Origin of the sequence: Pseudoalteromonas sp. US3C1013, from assembly GCF_048401115.1 — a bacterium.
Lineage (GTDB): Bacteria > Pseudomonadota > Gammaproteobacteria > Enterobacterales > Alteromonadaceae > Pseudoalteromonas > Pseudoalteromonas undina.
Genome location: NZ_CP183075.1, coordinates 919,649 through 937,312, shown reverse-complemented (window position 1 = coordinate 937,312; position 17,664 = coordinate 919,649). Strand labels below are relative to the sequence as shown.

The window sequence follows — 17,664 nt, the reverse complement described above, 5'->3', positions numbered from 1 at the left end:
TAATAAATTACTCGTCTGCAAACCAACAAATATTACGTGCAGCCATAATTAGCTCGCCCGCTTTCTCTGCAGATAGCTCTGTAATATCTACAAGCTCATCAATGCCTTGCTCAGCTAAGTCTTCAGCAGGCTCAGCGCCTTCTAAGCTTTCTTCCGTTTTAAGGGCTTTCGTTGTTAATGCATCTTTTGCACGTGAACGTAATACGTCCACTGTTTCTTCATCTAAGCCGTCGATTTCTAAAAACTCAGAAGCAGGTACATACGCAACTTCTTCAAGTGTTGAGAAACCTTCGTTGATAAGTAATGACGCAAACTCGTCATCAATATCTAAGTTTTCAGTAAATAAGTTAATTAACTTATCTGACTCAGCTTCGTTCTTAGCGCGCATTTCATCAACGGTCATTACGTTTAATTCCCAGCCAGTTAACTGGCTTGCTAAACGTACGTTTTGACCATTACGACCAATAGCTTGTGCTAAGTTATCAGCTTCAACAGCAATATCCATTGAGTGAGTGTCTTCATCCATTACGATTGAAGCCACTTCTGCTGGTGCCATTGCGTTAATAACAAACTGTGCTGGGTTGTCATCGTAAAGTACGATATCAACACGCTCACCGCCAAGTTCTGACGATACCGCTTGAACACGTGCGCCACGCATACCAACACACGCACCTACAGGGTCTATACGCTTATCATTAGACTTAACTGCGATTTTAGCGCGTGAACCTGGATCACGAGCTGCGGCACGTAATTCAATCATCTCTTCGCCAATTTCTGGCACCTCAATGCGGAATAATTCCATCAGCATTTCTGGTTTAGAACGGGTTACAAATAACTGTGCACCACGTGCTTCTGGTTTAACTTCATATAGAAGACCACGAATACGATCGCCTGGGCGGAAGTTTTCACGTGGCAGCATGTCGTCACGGTAAATAACCGCTTCTGCGTTATTACCTAAATCAAGTACGATTGCATCACGCGTTGCTTTTTTAACAACACCCGTTACTAGCTCGCCTTGCTGATCTTTGTACGCTTCAACCACTAAGGCACGCTCTGCTTCACGTACTTTTTGTACGATTACTTGCTTAGCCATTTGTGTTGTTATGCGGTCAAATTTAATTGATTCAATCTGCTCTTCTACGTAGTCGCCCATTTTCAAGTCTGGTTCTTCAACTTGAGCAGCTTCTAACGTGATTTCGCTGTATGGATTCTCTAAAGAACCATCTTCTAATACTTCAGCTATTTGCCAGCGACGGAATGTATCGTAATCGCCAGTTTTACGGTCAATTGCAACACGTACATCAATTTCACCATCATGCTTTTTCTTTGTCGCTGTCGCTAATGCGAACTCTAGAGCTTCAAAAATCTTTTCTTTTGGAACCGCTTTCTCATTGGAAACGGCTTCAGCAACCAATAATATCTCTTTTGCCATGGGTAATGCCTCGCTTGCCCTATTCCTTCGCACTCGAATTAAAACTTTGCGATTATGTTCGCACGTTCAATGTTACTAAGCATGATTAAATGCTCTGCACCATCGCTAGATAATGTGATCATATCGCTGCTAACTGCTATTAAGTCGCCTTTAAAATTACGGCGACCGTCTTGTGGAAGCTTAGTACGCACGCGTACTTCCTCTCCTTGCGCCTGCTCGTAGTGATCTTGTTTGAATAATGGACGATCAACACCAGGAGACGACACTTCCAAATCATATTCGTTTGTAATCGGGTCTTCGACGTCTAAAATCGCACTAATTTGACGACTAGCATCTGCACAGTTGTCAACTGAAATTCCATCCTCGTGAGCAATGTATACTCTTAAGGTAGAATGGCGACCCGCTTGTACAAACTCAAGACCATGTAATTCAAAGCCTAGCATTTCTACCGCAGGCGTTAACATGGTTACTAAATCTTGTTCAAGTTTTGTCACGAAAATCCTCCATACAAACAAAAAAAGGGCTTATAGCCCTAAAATACTGAGTTTAAATTTTGATTTAATCGATAAACATTAAATCAAACGGTGCAGATACAACAACGCCCCGAACCAAGCGGGGCGTCACACCAAAAAACGCAAAACTGTGTGGCCTAGGGCCAAGCTTGGTTGCGAGTCAGTACCCTGACCAAATTAAACTTCATTAGCTTAAACGCAAAACGCGCATTACTTAGAATGCGCGATATAAAGTAGTAAGTTTAAACCTACTATTAAGATTGGTTGCGGGAGCCGGATTTGAACCAACGACCTTCGGGTTATGAGCCCGACGAGCTACCAGACTGCTCCATCCCGCGCCAATAGATAAAAAGTTAATAACTTAATATCGCTGTTAGTAAATTTTATAACCTACTAAACAATGGCCGCTATTATAAGGATGTGCCGCTAAATTAGCAACCATAATAACTAATAAGTTGATAAAAAAAGCAACCTAGTTTATCGCCTTACCTACACTATGTTTGCTATAAAATTTGAATCGTTACAATCAACCGCTGTATTAAATTGCATTCGGTGCTCTATTATCGGTAACCTGAACTTTGGATAATAAATCTATCTCAAGCAGCTATTTTCAGCGCTAACTGCGTTGAATTTACTTGCAATAGGCTAGCTATTGACGCGTAATTTCGCCTTGTTTTCACTGAAAATCTCTGGCTAGAGAAAATAAACATAAATATCATTTTTGATTTAATATGTTAGTAAACCTCTTAACCAGAGTTCAGGTTAAACATACTTTAAGAAATAGATCGCTTTTGAAAATATCACGTATAAGAGTGAATTTTGGCTAATTATGAAAAAATACAACACACTAAAATTGATTTTAGGTGATCAGCTCAATCCTGCTCATTCGTGGTTTAAAGACAAATCAGACGACACAGTATTTGTTATTGCTGAGCTTATACAAGAAGCACACTATGTAAAACACCATGTGCAAAAAATATCAGCCTTTTTTAAAGCCATGGAAAACTTCGCTAATGCATTAAAAGATGCTGGCTTCAATGTTTTACATCTCACGCTAGATGACACCAAAGACGATGATGACTTACCCGCTCTTTTAACGCGTTTAGCCAAGCAGCATGAATGTACCTCTATTGAATATCAATACCCAGATGAGTACCGTTTAAAAACACAGCTTCACGAATTCGCGACTAATAGCGAGTTAACGGTGAATGCCTGTGACAGCGAGCATTTTTTATTAGCATTTAACGACATAGATAAACGCTTTAAAAAAGATAAACACGTCACCATGGAGCATTTTTATCGGGCAATGCGTAAGCAGTTTGATATTTTAATGGACGATGACAAACCTGCCGGTGGGCAATGGAACTTTGATGCCAATAACCGTAATAAGTTTTCAAAAAGTGATTTAGCCGATATCCCCAAACCCAAATTATTTAAAAATGATGTTAGCGCCATTATTGAGCGTTTAGATAAACATAAAATAAACTACTTTGGACAGATAGACACACAATTAAGCTGGCCAACAACCCGTAAGCAAGCAATAAGTGCGCTTGATCATTTTTGTGCACATTTACTGCCTCGCTTTGGTCAATTTCAAGATGCGATGACAGATCAATGCCCTGATAAAGATACCTTTTATCACAGCCGATTATCGTTTGCGTTAAATGCCAAAATTTTACCCCCTCGCTATGTTATCGACCGTGTTGTTAAAGAGTACCAACAACGTCAAGATGAAATATCTATTTCTCAGGTTGAAGGCTTTATTCGCCAAGTTCTGGGTTGGCGCGAATATGTGCGTGGCGTGTATTGGAAAAACATGCCCGATTACGCCAACAAAAACCAGCTTAATGCAACTCGTGTACTGCCGAGTTATTTTTGGAATGGTAAAACAAAAATGAATTGCTTAAGCCACTCATTAACACAAAGCTTAGACAGCGCGTATGCCCATCATATTCAGCGCTTAATGGTAATAGGCAATTTTTGTTTATTAACCGCCATTAATCCTGATGAAGTCGATGAATGGTATTTAGGTGTTTATATCGATGCAATCGAATGGGTAGAAATGCCTAACGCCCGAGGGATGAGCCAGTTTGCTGACGATGGCATCATAGCCACTAAGCCTTATGCGGCTAGCGGCAACTATATAAATAAAATGAGCGACTACTGTAAAAGCTGCCAATACAAAGTCAAAGAAAAAGTGGGTAAAGACGCGTGTCCGCTAAACAGCCTCTACTGGCAGTTTATGCAAAAACACCGAGAACGACTTGAGAAAAACCCGCGAATAGGCATGGTTTATCGTAATTGGGATAAACAAGATGAATCATTGCGCCAAGAAACCTTAGAGCAAGCTAACAACTATTTAAATAATATTGAAAAGCTATAAATATAAATGCCGTCAATTGGCGGCGGTATCCTTGATAGTTAATATTAAAGTACCAAAATCAGGTAATATTGTTAATTAAATGTTTAATTTATTTGTCATGTCAGTGTAATGAGCTTATTTTTTAATAGCACCTCTTACTCCAAACTATGATGAGAATAAAATGAAAAAACAATTAATTGCAGCGACACTTTTATTACTCGGTACAAGCCAAGCTCAAGCTTTTAGTCAAGAAACTCACAAACGTATTGTTCTAGATGCCGTAAATTATATGCAGCAACACCCAGCCAGCACCGAATATGCTGCCCTACGTCAGTACGCTGCACAAAACAATCTGACAATCTCTGAATTAGCCGAGCTGCTGGGACAAGCTGCTTATGATGTAGATGACTTTGAAGACACCTTTTTCTGTGGTGCTATTACAGGTTCATGTGTTCAAGCGCCAGTATGGGGAGCAGCGCAAAGTATAGTTAAATATACAAGCTATTGGCATTTTCAAAATCATACCCAAGGTGCAGACCAACATGGAAACGATTTTGGTGGTTATAATTATGAGAAGCTCACCGTTTGGGGCACTATTGATAATCTTGCATCTGCTTGGCTTAAAGGTGACTATCTTGATGATGGTAAAGGGGGGGAAACAGGTTGGTTCAATGCCGACTCTTCAAAATATAACAGTTATGGTGTAACAGAATCTCACTACAGAATCGATAGCAACTCAACCTATTCTATGTACGATGACTTTGAAGAAATGCCATTTCAACCTATCGATAATTTAGGGCAATATTGGTATCAAAGTTACTTACAAAGCGGAAATCCTCAAGTATTAGGGTTTGTATTTCATACTACTGATTTATTACAACCTCACCACACATGGACCACATCAGACCTTAACCACTCTAGCTGGGAAAGTTGGGTAAAAGATTACTATGATCAAGAGCAGCTCAACGATTTATCACTCGTTACTCAAGCAATGCAAACGTTCTCGCCTTTAGATAAAAATAGCCAAGATGTTCGCCCATTATTAACTCAAGGCGGTTCATTTTCTTATGCACAAGGTGGGATTGTACTCAACTCAGAAGATCATTTTGATCGCCTTAATATAGCTAAGCAAGTAGTGCCCCATGCAATAGCAATGGTGGTGCACTTATTAAACCACGCCATGGTTGCTCGCTAATGAAAAAAATGGCTATTTTAGTGATTACATTACTAGGGGCTTTTTACCACTCCCTAGTAATGGCCTCATTTACACAATACAGTAGTGATGAAGTTAACTTTATGCATCGTGCTTATTTAAAGCACAAACCTGAAATTACAATCAATGAAGTTAGAACTCGTCTGTATGAGAATCAGTTTTTATTACAACAAGCAACCCTAAAAACACCTGCGATAATAAAACGACAATCTGCCGTTGGTTTTAGTACTCAATACCATGTTGAACGTTACTTAAAAAATCTGTTCGATTCGCAGTTAGCTATAAAGGTACAGTCAAGTCAGGTAAAGCTTGACACTTATGATAGTCAATGGCTTAAACACACATTAGGGCCCTACCCTAAAAATGGTCAGTATGTGCAAAGCTTGATTAAAAAAATGCAGCAGATCGATTTAACCCCTATTTTGTATAACTCTATTAATTTATATGAATTTATCGATGCACTATCAATGCAGGTACGTTTTAAACTCCATAGAGGAGATAGTGAACTTTTCAAAAGTGAATTAATAAAAAAACGGCAATTCAATATAGCGTTTTCAAAAGCCAAACCGATTTTGGCAAAACAGAATATTGATATTGAACATCTGTATGAAATAGCTAAAGGAGATATTTTGCGCCCCTCCATTCAAAGCTGGCTAGGCATAAATACAATGATGCACATGCAGAGCCCTGTTCTTGAAAAGCTAGAGAAACAAGTAAACAAAAGCGAAATTAAAGCATTTTATCAAGCAAATAAATCGCAGTTTAAGTTTTTAAGCCAAGTAAAAGCCCACGGAGCTCAATTTGCTAGTCGAACCAATGCTGTAGACTTTCGCACGTTGGCGGATAACAAATCACTTGAACAAGCATTAGTAATATCAGGAAAACAAGATATATATGCTCAATACAATAATGAATTAAACCGCAAAAACAAAAGTAGTTGGGTTGTACAACTTGCGTTCACAACTAAAGAAAACACCATTTCTGCTGTTATTCGTACACCTAGTGGTGAATGGGTGGTGGTACACAGTTATGAGCATCAGTTTGATTATTTTTCGCCAGAAGATGAAACCGTTCGATACCAAGCAACAAAGGCCATCGCAAAACAAAAAGCGGCACAACAGTATGAAAATAACTGGCTCAAGTGGCAAAATAAGACGGGAGTAATTTTATGAGTAAAAAAATTTTCGTTTCTGTCATTGCTTTAGCTTGTGTTGGTATTTACACACTTTTCACTCATTATACTAGCAAACCAACGATAAAGGATATTGATGGCCTTAACCAAGCTAAAAGTGTCAAGCAAATAACGTCCCTCGAGCTTACTGCTGCTGACATGACTCAAGAGTTGGAAAGCACGCAATTGAAAACGGTTGCAACTAGTAATACTAGCTCTCAGCCCTTACCAACAATAACCTCTGTGGCCTATTTACCCAACATAGTAAAAAATACTCAGCCAGTGGCTCAGTACAATGGTGATCTAAATAATCACCAGGCATATCAAGATTTCCACCTTGAACAGCAAAGACAGCTAGAACAACGTTTTGTTGTTGCTGCAAAAGCCAAAATATTAAAACTTGAAGACTTACTTGCTAAAGGCCGACAAAAAAAGCTTTCACAAGAACAACTACAAGTTGCAATAGATAAAATTAACGCTTTAAAACAAATGCAAATAGATTTAAAAGACTAACAACGCAAAAAGCCGCCAAATGGCGGCTTTTCACAGGGAAAATACGTGTGCTATCTAAGCTATTTACTTTCTAGCATATTGCCTGAGCCAATTTCAATTTTACGTGGCTTCAGCGCTTCTGGGATCTCACGTTCAAGGTCGATGCTTAGTAAGCCGTTAGCTAGGTCTGCGCCAAGTACTTTAACGTGGTCACCTAACTGGAACTTACGCTCAAAGTTGCGCTCGGCAATGCCTTGATGAATGAATTTACGTTCATCGTTTTGATCTTTACCTGCTTTAGTGCCTGATACAACTAACGTGTTGTTTTCAGATTGCAGGCTTAACTCGTCTTCACTAAATCCAGCAACTGCCATAGTGATACGGTATTTGTCTTTATCAAGTGCTTCGATGTTGTATGGAGGAAAACTTGGCTGCTTGTCAGTTCGTGCAGCGGCATCCATTAATGATGCTAAGTGATCGAAACCAATGAATGAACGGTATAGGGGTGATAAATCTACTGTACGCATAATAATATCCTCATATTTAAGCGATATATTGCTGCCACTTTTCGTTTGAACAAGTAACGGCAAAATTTAATTAATAATATAACTTTCAAATAGTTCTGTTTAAATGAAGACCCATCAGGCGTCCTCAAATAACTATTTATGGGCGGACAATTTTATTTCAAGATTTTTTATAAAATATTTTTTATTTTTTTTACAGGCCCTAAAAAAAGCGAACACAATAATCGTTTTTTTGCACTGTAATAAATAATGAAATTAGTTACACTAGGATCAATTAATTTGAGGAGAGCGTTATGTTAACAGTAATTTTTGGCCGTGAAGGCTGCCCTTTTTGTGTTCGCGCTAAAGATGTTGCAGAGCAACTTGCTAATGACCGCGATGATTTTAAATACCGCTACATCGACATCATCAAAGAAGGTATCAGTAAAGAAGATTTAGAGAAATCTGCAGGCAAACCATGCCCGACTGTGCCACAAATTTTTGTAGACCAAACACACATTGGTGGTTTTACTGAATTTGAAGCCTATGCCAAAGAAAACCTAGGCCTTTACCAGTAAATTTGTAGGTATATTGTTAACCAGCTTAATTAACGCACAACTTGAGCTGGTTAAATTTCGACCAACATCAACCACATATAAATTAGTTGTAATTTATACAAGCATTTGCCTCGTATTTCCTATACAATGCGCGCCTCTTTAAATTCGTTGAGGCGTATTAATGTCAGAACCAGTCACGTTTGAATCTCTAAATCTTTCTCCTGCAATTTTAAAGGCAGTTGAAGAGTTGGGTTACAAGACACCATCTGAAATCCAAGCTCAATGTATACCGTTATTGCTAGAAAGAAAGGACGTACTGGGACTAGCACAAACGGGTACAGGTAAAACAGCAGCATTTGCACTGCCATTACTAAATAATATTGACCCGTCTGTGAAACAGCCACAGATCCTTGTACTCACACCAACCCGTGAGCTTGCGATCCAAGTAGCTGAGGCATTTGAACAATATGCAAAACACACTCGTGGTGTTGAAGTACTGGCACTATATGGTGGCCAGAGCTACAGCATCCAGTTGAGCGCACTTCGTCGTGGCGCACAGATTATTGTTGCTACACCGGGTCGTTTAATCGATCACATAAACCGTGGCACTATCAAGTTTGATGCTTTACAAGCACTTGTACTTGATGAAGCCGATGAAATGCTACGTATGGGCTTTATCGATGATGTTGAAAACATCATGGAAAAAACGCCGCGTGAAAAGCAAACATGTCTTTTCTCTGCGACTATGCCTAAGCAAATTCAAAACATCAGCAGCAAATATATGAACAATCCTGAACAGGTTCATATTTCTGCACGCAACTCAACTGTATCGTCAGTAGAGCAAGTGTTTTGGAATGCACACGTACATAAAAACAAAGCCATTGTTCGTTTCTTAGAAGCAGAACAATATGAAGGTGCTATTGTTTTCGTACGTACACGTAACGATACAGTTCAACTAGCTGAGTTATTAGAGCGCGAAGGTTTCTCTGCTGCTCCACTTAACGGTGACATGAACCAGCAAGCGCGTGAGCGCACAGTTGATCGTTTAAAAAGCGGCATGCTAAACGTTGTTATTGCAACAGACGTAGCGGCACGTGGTCTTGATGTAGACCGTTTAAGCTTAGTTATCAACTACGACATTCCACAAGATTCTGAAGCCTACGTTCACCGTATCGGCCGTACAGGTCGTGCTGGTCGTACTGGTAAAGCGATTCTTTTCGTTAAGCATAACGAGCGTTATTTACTTAAAAATATCATTCGTCATACTAAATCTGAAATCGCACAAGTTGAATTACCAACAGCTAAAGTTGTTGAAGAGAAACGTATCAATGCGCTTCAAGAAAAGCTTACGCTTGCACTTGAAAACAAAGATATTACTTTCTTCAACGAAGTGGCTGCCAACATGGCACAAAAACTTGAGCTTGCTCCTGAAGACTTAGCGGGTGCATTACTGTGTTTAGCACAGCAACAATCACCAATTAAAGTTGAAGAAGTTAAGATTCAACCGCGTGAACGTAACGAACGCAACCCTCGCAACGACCGTAATGATCGTGGTGACCGTGGTCGTCGTAACGAACGTGGCGGTGAGCGCGCTGAGCGTAAACCTCGCGAGCGTAATAGCCGTGATGCAGGTCCTATGGATACGTACCGTATCGAAGTAGGTCGTGAGCATGGTGTTCAGGTTAAGAACATTGTTGGTGCAATTGCTAACGAAGCAGACATTTCAAGCAAGTTTATTGGTGACATTCGTCTTCACGACAGTCACAGTACGGTACAATTACCGCAAAACATGCCTAAAGATGTACTTGATCACTTCCAAAAAGTGTTTATTTGTAAACGCCCAATGGGTATGACATTAACACAAGATCAAGGCCCTTCTGAGCCACGCGGCGAGCGTTCTGAACGCCCTGCTGGTGACAAGAAGCGTAGCTTTAATAAAGATGGTCAACGCCCTGATAAGCGTAGCGGCCCTCGTAAAGAACGTCGCCCAGTTAGCTTCACCGCTAAGTAAGCAACGACTCTTTAGTAAAAAAACCTTGCCACGAAAGTGCCAAGGTTTTTTTGTGTCTGGAATTCAGGTATCAGGTCAGCTCAATTTTCATAACTCGCTAACTCGCCGCCAACTTTTATGAGCTTTAAAGTGCAGTGTACCTACACCCCTTTGTAAATAATTCACTTAGTCCGCTCCCCACAGCTCGAACCTCGTGACCCGCCCCCACTAGCCTTTGATACCTCAAACCTCTTTATGAATAATGCATTTAACACAAAAAAGCCCCACCAGTTCATGGTGGGGCTTCTACTTTTTTATAGCGATTATATTTGTTAAGGCGCTACTGCTGGGTACACGTAGCTGGCATCAAGTCCTAATGGGATACCAAGTGCCCAGTAGCCTAGCAAGAAGATACTCCAACCGATCATAAAGGCAATTGAATACGGTAGCATCATCGCGATAAGCGTACCTATGCCTGTGCCTTTAACGTATTTTTGACAGTACACCACCACCAGCGGGAAGTATGGCATTAGCGGGGTGATAATATTAGAACTAGAATCTCCCACACGGTACGCTGCTTGCGTTAAGTCTGGCGAAATACCGAGCTGCATTAGCATAGGTACAAATACCGGACCTAATAGTGCCCACTTAGCCGAGCTTGAACCAACAAACAAGTTTACAAAACCAGTTAGGAAAATAATCCCTACCACCGTTACAGAGCTCGGTAACTCCATTGCTTTTAATACTTGAGCCCCTTCAATTGCCAGTAAAGCACCTAGGTTTGATTTACTAAATGCTGCAATAAATAATGAACAAAAGAATGCCATAACAATGTAATACGCCATACCATTCATGGCTTTGCTCATCGCATCTATCATGTCTTTAGAGCTTTTAAAGGTGCCTACGGTAAAACCATATACTGCGCCTGGGATCCAAAACAGTAAGAAGATTAGCGGCACTATTGACTGCATTAGTGGTGAACTAAAGTTTGTTAAAGAACCATCGCTGCTGCGCATCGCTGAATCAGCGGGTGCGGATACGTACGCTAATAACGCAATACCTGCAATCATTACGGAACTAGCAATAAGAAAGGCGCGCTTTTCGTCACTACGCGCATCTTCAAATGCTGGTAGGTCTTGAGTTTCGCCATCTACTGGGGAATTTTTTAAACGTGGTTCAATAATTTTATCGGTGATATACCAACCTAGCATCACAATAAATAAACTTGATGCTGAAGCAAAGCCCCAGTTATTAAGCGGGTTAATGCTCATTGTTGGATTAATAATTTGTGCTGCACTTTGCGTAAAACTTTGCAGTAATGGGTCAATCCCAGATGGGATAAAGTTAGCCCCAAAGCCACCACTTACCCCGGCAAATGCCGCTGCAATACCGGCAAGCGGATGACGACCTGCTGCAAAAAATATTACCCCAGCAAGTGGAATAACCAGCACATACCCTGCATCGGTAGCCGTATGGCTCACAATAGCTACCAAAATAATTGAGGGTGTTAGTAATTTTCTAGGCGTTACTTTGAGCATTAATTTAAGGCCGGTATTAATAAAGCCCGAATGCTCTGCAACGCCTACACCTAGCATAGCAACCAGTACTACACCCAGTGGCGCAAAACCGGTGAATGTTTTTACCATAGAAGATAAAAAAGTGGCCAACGAATCGCTGGCAAGCATGTTATTAATGATAATGGCTTCGCCAGTACGAGGGTCTATTGCATCAAATGTGACGCTTGAAAACCACCAAGACAAAAACCAGATTAATAACATGGCAAACAAAAAGATAATTGCTGGATCAGGAAGCTTATTACCTACCCGCTCAACAAAATTTAAAAATCGCGCAACTATGCCAGTTGGCATTGTCGCATCATTATTGTTATTCATTTCACTTGTTCCCTAGAATTTAGACTGTGCTACTTTAGCGTATCTAAGGAATGAGGTAAATTTTAACTGAATAAACAAGTTCTTTTTTAGGCACAAAAAAACGCGGCTCAGTAGCCGCGCTATTTTTAATGAATAAAAAAAGCTTATGCGAGTGCTTTTACTTCATCCCATATTCTTACTACGAGTGCTTTATCATCTTCATTAAGTTCGCCATTGCGATAAGCTTTTACTAAGCTTTTTTCAACCGTGTCGTTTAGTTCTGCAATTTCTAGATTTAATTCTTCAACTTGTGCATAACCTACGGCTAAATCAAAGTGGCCGCGTAAATAACCGCCGGCAAATAACTCGTCATCGGTTGCTTTTATCACTAAATCATCAAAATATTGCTGCGCAGCATCTATGTAATTTACTAAACTCATGTGTTACTTCTCCTCTGGGTGCAGCCCATCTTGATGACCTACTGCATACATAATATGGTCGTTAAACCCACTGGTTACACGTATATAACCGCTTAATTCATCATCTAATTTGCTATCACCGGTATCACAAATCAGCGGTCGGCCATTTAAAGCCTGTAATTTTGTTTTAGTAGCCACCACAATAATATTATCGCGGCCTATCGCTTTAATTAACGCTGGGCTGAGTTGTTGATTGCCTCGACCAAAAATATGCCCTTGGCCGCCAATTAGGGTGATCACTAACTTTGTTTCACGTTCTTTGGTAAGTTCAAGAAGTTGCTGGGCTGTTAGGTCTTGGCCTACTAAAGCTTGATCTTCAACGAGATCAACACCGAGTAAGGTGTTTTCAAGCCCCATCTCTTCCATCACTGCGCCAACGGTAGAGCCACTACCCATGACATAGAGGGTATCGGCATCCATTTCACTAACGACATAAGCAGCTATATCTGCTAGCACCAGCTCGTCAGTTTCTTTACCGCCATTTTTAACCGCTTGTACATAGCGCACTTCACTTGGCACTTGCATTTCACCATAACGTTTTGCTTTTACTGTTCCTTGGCGAAAAGCCACTTCATCAATGTCCATCACATCAGCATCGCTTAATGTTACCAGCTCACCTTTTACCAGCATTTCAACTACACGGCCTGCGGCTTTTGGCGTTATGGCATAGACGCCGGAATGAATTTTACACCCAGCAGGAATGCCCAACACGGGTACCGAGTCTTCTACAGCATGGCAAATGTTGCGCGCCGTTCCGTCGCCACCAGCAAATAAGATTAAATCTACACCTTGTTGCTGTAATAAACGAGCTGCAGCTTCGGTATCATCACTGGTTGTGGGTGAGTTACTTTGATAAACCACTTGCGTATTAAAGCCCAACGCTTTTGCTGTTTGCTCCCCCATTTCATCATTAACAGTATAAATAGTAATGTTTGATTGATGAGGTACAAGCACTTCAAGTGCAGCTTTAGTGCGGCTATTTGACTTAGGCTCTGCACCTAATGCAATGGCTTTAGCTGCGGTATCTTCACCGTCACTGCCCTTAAGCGCCACAGTACCACCGAGCCCTGCGACCGGATTTACAATCAATCCTAACTTAAACTGCATCTTTTAACTCCTCGGGAGAACGCCATGTAAACTGCGCAGCATGTAATGGCCACGTGGTGTTATAAAATTTACATAGTGCTTTTAATAGTAAGGTTGTTCTTGGGTTAAACCCGTTTTGCAATAACTCTAATAACTTTGCATGAACGCGAGACTGAAACGCAAATCGACAAGTTTGCTCACCATTTAAATTATCTACCGATACGTTAAAATCAAACCCGGCAGCCACACTCAATGCCCACTCTATTGCTTGAGGTTTTACCTCTACTGATTCAAATTCCGCTTGCTGTGTAGCATCGCGCCCATCAGGGCAATACCAATAACCATAGTCTTCACTTAAACGGCGCTGAGAACCTGCCACTAACCAATGAGCTATTTCATGCAATGCACTGGCATAAAAACCATGGGCAAACACAATTTGATGATGCGGGGTTGTATCATTTGCGGGAATGTAAATAGGCTCATGCTCACCTTTTACCAAACGCGTGTTATAGCTTTGGTAAAAAGTGTGTTCGAAAATAGAAATCAGATCAGCTACTTGGTGCATAAATACTTCGTATACTCGTTTGAACCCGATGCTTTAAAGACAGATGAAATTAGTATAAAGCACACTAAAAACGAAGCGAATTGTACGTACTTTTATCTACAAAGTAAAAAAACAAGTGATTAAAAACATTGTTAGCGCTAAGCGGTTTAATTTTAACGCTTTGGCCCTAGGTTATATATTTAGAAATATCTACTTCATCTATTTGTTCAGCATTGAGATAGCGCTTAGCATAATCAAGATAAATACCTGAACTTAAAAATAATTCAAATACGGCTTTATCAACATGATGATCGGCCACCATTTTAGCTAATATACCAATGGACTCACTGAGTGTTTTTGCCTTTTTATAGGGCCTGTCGGCTGCAGTTAATGCTTCAAAAATGTCAGCAAGTACCAGCACCCGTTCAGGTATCGATAAATCATCGGCACTTAGTTTACGAGGATAGCCAGTTCCTTTTAATGTTTCATGGTGAGTAGAGGCAAAACGCGGGACACGCTCCAACTCTTTAGGAAATGGTAATGTATCGAGCATACGTATGGTACTTATAATATGCTCATTAATTTTAAACCTATCTTCTGCGGTAAGGGTGCCTCTAGAAGTTTGTAAATTATAAAGCTCCCCTAAATTATATTTATATTTACACGGAGCAATTTTTATTCCTAAACGCTCGTCATATTCAATCGGTTTATCATGAGGAATTAAATGCCAAGGCTTATCGCTGAGTAGCTTTTCAGTAGCAGGCAGCGTGTCACTCGTTTGTGCATAGCGATACATTTCGATAGGTGAAAGCCCTAGCTTATCGTCAAAGTGCCGCACCCAAGTAACATTGCTTAGCAAGGTTAAACGCTCAAGCGAGGCTGCTGTGATTTTTTCGCCGCCAATATTACACTGTGCAATAAAGGCAAAATCGTCCAGTAATTGTTGATGTTTAGCTGCCAACTGCTTAGCTAGCTCACTCTGATTTTTTGGGGTTTGTTGCAATGACTTGTAGTAATCAAGCTCGGCATCTCGCCAAAGGACTTCAAACCGTGTTCTTACTTCATGAATACGATTATAAATCACTTCCAACTTAGTGCCTTTATCGACAATGTGCTCTGGAGTAGTTATTTTACCGCAATCATGTAACCAAGCAGCTAAGCTAAACTCTTCAATCTCCTCATCACTTTTAAATTTAAACGTTTGAAAGGCAGGTAACTCTGATTCTGAAGCGGCTTTAGCAAGCTCAATACCTAGCTCTGGGACACGTTCGCAGTGTCCCGCAGTGTAGGGAGACTTATCATCAATTGCTTGAGCTATAAGCTCAACAAACGAAGCCATGAGTGCTTTTTGGCTTTCTTCGTGTTGTTGTATCGACTTGCTCATTTCGACCATAGAGCTGGCTAAAGTATTAATTTCTTTAATATGACTTTTTAAGGTTGAGACTTGCTTAAACTGACGATTTTTAATTTTATTATTTTCACCCACCAGCGTTTTAATTGGGGCAACAATGGGGGATGCAAAAAACCACGACACAGGTAATATCAAAATAAGGCAAACAGCAGTAATGATAAGAGAAAGCTTTATTTTTTTCCGTGTAGAACTCAATACATCTTCTTTAGAAACCATAATGGCTAAGTAACCTGTACTGGCTAGCGATAAATAGTCAGATAAAGGCTTAATAAATACATACTGTTCTTTGCCATTAATATGCACTAACTTTAAATTAGAGAAATTACTATCATCGTCTAATAAAGTAATTAATTGCTCATAGGGGACAGTGCCCACAACTTTTGATTTTTTCTCTGGATTAGTATTAAGCCATTTATCACTAAGTTGTTGTTTAAATTGCATAGGCAGTTGCGTGGCTGCATAGTCAAACAAGGCTTTTAATTGAGCGTCTTGGTTATGAAATAATAAGTGATAGTCATTTGAAAAAAGCGCGGCACTTTCTTCATCTAGTTGATTATACTGAACCCCATCAATAAAAAATTGTTGTTGGATATATTGTAATACCGCCTTGCTGTCTATTCCCGCATAGGTATCACCATTGGCTACATGCGTTAACAACGCTTTTGTATTGGGAACCTCTACTAAGTTAATTTCTGGAAATTGCGCTTGCAATGTTTTTACAATTGACCAGCCCTCACCCACTGCAACTGACTTACCAGCAAGTTGCTGTATGTGGGTGATTGGTGGGTTGCTCTGATGGTTAACAATACTCAAAGGCAAATTTACCATGGGTGTACTAAGCATACCTAAGGTATTATTCGTTGTGGTATTAACTACAGGATGAAGTACATCTATCTGATTATTTTTAAATAAATTAAGTAACTCTTGCCAACTAAGTCCATTAACATAATTTATCTTAATACCCAGTAGCTGCGCAATCGCATTGATATATTCAATACTGTAGCCATTGGGCGTACCACTAACACTAAAGTCCATAGGGGCCCAATTTGTTTCGTTTGATACTGTAATAGTCGGGTATTGTGCAATTACTTTTTGCTGTTGCTCGCTTAGCGTTAATTGTTTCAAGCTTTTGTTTTTATCAACCTTATCTTTCTGATTTGAAGCAACAATCTCTCCTTCTCGATTATATATAAATAACTGCGCAGAGTTATGCATACCTAACTGCTGCTGTTGTGTTAATAAATAATTAGAAATATTATCGACCATAACTCCAAGAGCTAACACATGGTCCTTGCCTTTGGTTTTAATCGAGTAGGTTTGGCCTGAAGTTTGTAAATGCGAGAATAAGTAAGGTTTAGTTTTATTCACCTGCTCTGAATTTGCTTGTTTAAACCACGTTTGCTCTCGAGGATCAAAAAACGTCGGTTTATTGGTTTGTTTTCTTAAGTTAAAATCAGCATCAAAGTAGTACCTGTGTTCTACCCTTTGCCCTTTTTCGGTTTTAATATGGATCACAACCCACCGGTCATTATCAACCGTATTTAAACGCTCTCTGACTATTTTACCACTCTCAAGATTGATAATTTCATAAAAGTCTCCGTTGCTATAGCCCATAGAAAATGCGTAAAACAAAGGGTTTAATTCCATTATTTCGCTCAATACATTACGCAGCTCTGTTTTATCTGAAAAGTTATTACCTACTAGTGAAGTATTTTTAACCATCATATTTAAAGTATTTTCAGATTTTTCATTGATGCGTGATAGGTAATCAGCAACAGATTGCGTGGTCATATTGAAATGCAACAAGTTAGACTCTAGTGCCATTTTTTCGCTGAAGTAATACTGTAAGCTAGTGGCTATAATGGCGGTAATGGACGTTGCCAATACAAATACCGCCACAACCGTTAAACGAATAGAAAAGCGCACTGTTCTTTTTAACTTATTTAACGCTTTAAATATCATTGAACTTTCCTTGAAGCACTTTTAAGAGCAATAAATACAGAGAGTTGAATACTGCTAGAAACAATATCCATAATCCGTA

The 17,664-nt window shown here is 39.9% G+C and carries 14 protein-coding genes and 1 tRNA gene; 6 read left to right on the top strand and 9 right to left on the bottom strand.

The genetic code is table 11. The features are described from left to right. Window positions 1-7: 7 nt before the first annotated feature. The 3 genes from nusA to ACNSN2_RS04340 form a co-directional block, all read right to left on the bottom strand. A complete protein-coding gene (gene nusA / locus ACNSN2_RS04350) occupies window positions 8-1,432 on the bottom strand; it encodes a transcription termination factor NusA (RefSeq protein WP_418611344.1) in 1,425 nt (474 codons plus the stop codon). Window positions 1,433-1,470: 38 nt separating this feature from the next. Further along, complete coding sequence (gene rimP, locus ACNSN2_RS04345; protein ID WP_008114543.1) at window positions 1,471-1,926, bottom strand: ribosome maturation factor RimP; 456 nt, start codon at window positions 1,924-1,926, stop codon at window positions 1,471-1,473. A gap of 279 nt (window positions 1,927-2,205) precedes the next feature. Next, window positions 2,206-2,282: transfer RNA gene (locus ACNSN2_RS04340), tRNA-Met, on the bottom strand. A gap of 491 nt (window positions 2,283-2,773) precedes the next feature. Here ACNSN2_RS04340 and ACNSN2_RS04335 point away from each other — a divergent pair. From ACNSN2_RS04335 to ACNSN2_RS04320, 4 genes are all read left to right on the top strand, one after another. After that, entirely contained in the window at window positions 2,774-4,327 is a 1,554-nt protein-coding gene (locus tag ACNSN2_RS04335; RefSeq protein WP_418608640.1) for a cryptochrome/photolyase family protein, read from the top strand. Window positions 4,328-4,487: 160 nt separating this feature from the next. After that, window positions 4,488-5,501 (top strand): phospholipase, encoded by a 1,014-nt coding sequence (locus ACNSN2_RS04330; RefSeq protein WP_010391390.1) that lies wholly within the window; start codon window positions 4,488-4,490, stop codon window positions 5,499-5,501. Next, the gene (locus tag ACNSN2_RS04325; RefSeq protein WP_418608639.1) at window positions 5,501-6,691 is read left to right on the top strand and encodes a peptidyl-prolyl cis-trans isomerase; all 1,191 of its coding nucleotides are present in this window, start codon (window positions 5,501-5,503) and stop codon (window positions 6,689-6,691) included. Before ACNSN2_RS04330 ends, ACNSN2_RS04325 begins: the two co-directional genes overlap by 1 nt. Further along, window positions 6,688-7,203 carry a hypothetical protein gene (locus ACNSN2_RS04320; protein ID WP_418608638.1) on the top strand — a complete coding sequence of 172 codons (516 nt, stop codon included), beginning with the start codon at window positions 6,688-6,690 and terminating at the stop codon, window positions 7,201-7,203. The genes ACNSN2_RS04325 and ACNSN2_RS04320 overlap by 4 nt, the downstream gene beginning before the upstream one ends. Window positions 7,204-7,262: 59 nt before the next feature. On the opposite strand, the gene ACNSN2_RS04315 is transcribed toward ACNSN2_RS04320, so the two are convergent. Beyond that, window positions 7,263-7,709, bottom strand: a complete 447-nt coding sequence (locus tag ACNSN2_RS04315; RefSeq protein ID WP_010391385.1) for an Hsp20 family protein — start codon at window positions 7,707-7,709, stop codon at window positions 7,263-7,265. Window positions 7,710-7,999: 290 nt separating this feature from the next. On the opposite strand from ACNSN2_RS04315, the gene ACNSN2_RS04310 reads away from it, so the two are divergent. Beyond that, window positions 8,000-8,263 carry a GrxA family glutaredoxin gene (locus ACNSN2_RS04310; RefSeq protein ID WP_008114535.1) on the top strand — a complete coding sequence of 88 codons (264 nt, stop codon included), beginning with the start codon at window positions 8,000-8,002 and terminating at the stop codon, window positions 8,261-8,263. Between the two features lie 160 nt (window positions 8,264-8,423). Continuing rightward, window positions 8,424-10,253: a DEAD/DEAH box helicase gene (locus tag ACNSN2_RS04305; protein WP_054202149.1), complete on the top strand. Its 1,830-nt coding sequence runs from the start codon at window positions 8,424-8,426 to the stop codon at window positions 10,251-10,253. Between the two features lie 311 nt (window positions 10,254-10,564). Here the strand turns inward: ACNSN2_RS04305 and ACNSN2_RS04300 are convergent, their stop codons facing one another. The 5 genes from ACNSN2_RS04300 to ACNSN2_RS04280 all read right to left on the bottom strand — a co-directional run bounded on the left by ACNSN2_RS04300 (window position 10,565) and on the right by ACNSN2_RS04280 (window position 17,585). Further along, complete coding sequence (locus ACNSN2_RS04300) at window positions 10,565-12,124, bottom strand: AbgT family transporter (RefSeq protein ID WP_010391381.1); 1,560 nt, start codon at window positions 12,122-12,124, stop codon at window positions 10,565-10,567. A gap of 143 nt (window positions 12,125-12,267) precedes the next feature. Next, complete coding sequence (locus ACNSN2_RS04295) at window positions 12,268-12,543, bottom strand: YfcL family protein (protein ID WP_010391380.1); 276 nt, start codon at window positions 12,541-12,543, stop codon at window positions 12,268-12,270. Window positions 12,544-12,546: 3 nt separating this feature from the next. Next, complete coding sequence (locus ACNSN2_RS04290) at window positions 12,547-13,689, bottom strand: ATP-NAD kinase family protein (protein ID WP_418608637.1); 1,143 nt, start codon at window positions 13,687-13,689, stop codon at window positions 12,547-12,549. Further along, on the bottom strand, window positions 13,679-14,233 hold the full coding sequence (locus ACNSN2_RS04285) for an elongation factor P hydroxylase (protein WP_054202145.1): 555 nt from the start codon (window positions 14,231-14,233) through the stop codon (window positions 13,679-13,681). The genes ACNSN2_RS04290 and ACNSN2_RS04285 overlap by 11 nt, the downstream gene beginning before the upstream one ends. 166 nt (window positions 14,234-14,399) lie before the next feature. Then, the gene (locus tag ACNSN2_RS04280) at window positions 14,400-17,585 is read right to left on the bottom strand and encodes an HD domain-containing phosphohydrolase (protein ID WP_418608636.1); all 3,186 of its coding nucleotides are present in this window, start codon (window positions 17,583-17,585) and stop codon (window positions 14,400-14,402) included. Window positions 17,586-17,664: the final 79 nt, after the last annotated feature.

What these genes read in the sequence shown, in the direction of transcription:
- nusA (WP_418611344.1), bottom strand. Translation starts at nt 1,432, where the DNA reads ATGGCAAAAGAGATATTATTGGTTGCTGAAGCCGTTTCCAATGAGAAA.
- ACNSN2_RS04335 (WP_418608640.1), top strand. Translation starts at nt 2,774, where the DNA reads ATGAAAAAATACAACACACTAAAATTGATTTTAGGTGATCAGCTCAAT.
- ACNSN2_RS04330 (WP_010391390.1), top strand. Translation starts at nt 4,488, where the DNA reads ATGAAAAAACAATTAATTGCAGCGACACTTTTATTACTCGGTACAAGC.
- ACNSN2_RS04325 (WP_418608639.1), top strand. Translation starts at nt 5,501, where the DNA reads ATGAAAAAAATGGCTATTTTAGTGATTACATTACTAGGGGCTTTTTAC.
- ACNSN2_RS04320 (WP_418608638.1), top strand. Translation starts at nt 6,688, where the DNA reads ATGAGTAAAAAAATTTTCGTTTCTGTCATTGCTTTAGCTTGTGTTGGT.
- ACNSN2_RS04315 (WP_010391385.1), bottom strand. Translation starts at nt 7,709, where the DNA reads ATGCGTACAGTAGATTTATCACCCCTATACCGTTCATTCATTGGTTTC.
- ACNSN2_RS04310 (WP_008114535.1), top strand. Translation starts at nt 8,000, where the DNA reads ATGTTAACAGTAATTTTTGGCCGTGAAGGCTGCCCTTTTTGTGTTCGC.
- ACNSN2_RS04305 (WP_054202149.1), top strand. Translation starts at nt 8,424, where the DNA reads ATGTCAGAACCAGTCACGTTTGAATCTCTAAATCTTTCTCCTGCAATT.
- ACNSN2_RS04300 (WP_010391381.1), bottom strand. Translation starts at nt 12,124, where the DNA reads ATGAATAACAATAATGATGCGACAATGCCAACTGGCATAGTTGCGCGA.
- ACNSN2_RS04295 (WP_010391380.1), bottom strand. Translation starts at nt 12,543, where the DNA reads ATGAGTTTAGTAAATTACATAGATGCTGCGCAGCAATATTTTGATGAT.
- ACNSN2_RS04290 (WP_418608637.1), bottom strand. Translation starts at nt 13,689, where the DNA reads ATGCAGTTTAAGTTAGGATTGATTGTAAATCCGGTCGCAGGGCTCGGT.
- ACNSN2_RS04285 (WP_054202145.1), bottom strand. Translation starts at nt 14,233, where the DNA reads ATGCACCAAGTAGCTGATCTGATTTCTATTTTCGAACACACTTTTTAC.
- ACNSN2_RS04280 (WP_418608636.1), bottom strand. Translation starts at nt 17,585, where the DNA reads ATGATATTTAAAGCGTTAAATAAGTTAAAAAGAACAGTGCGCTTTTCT.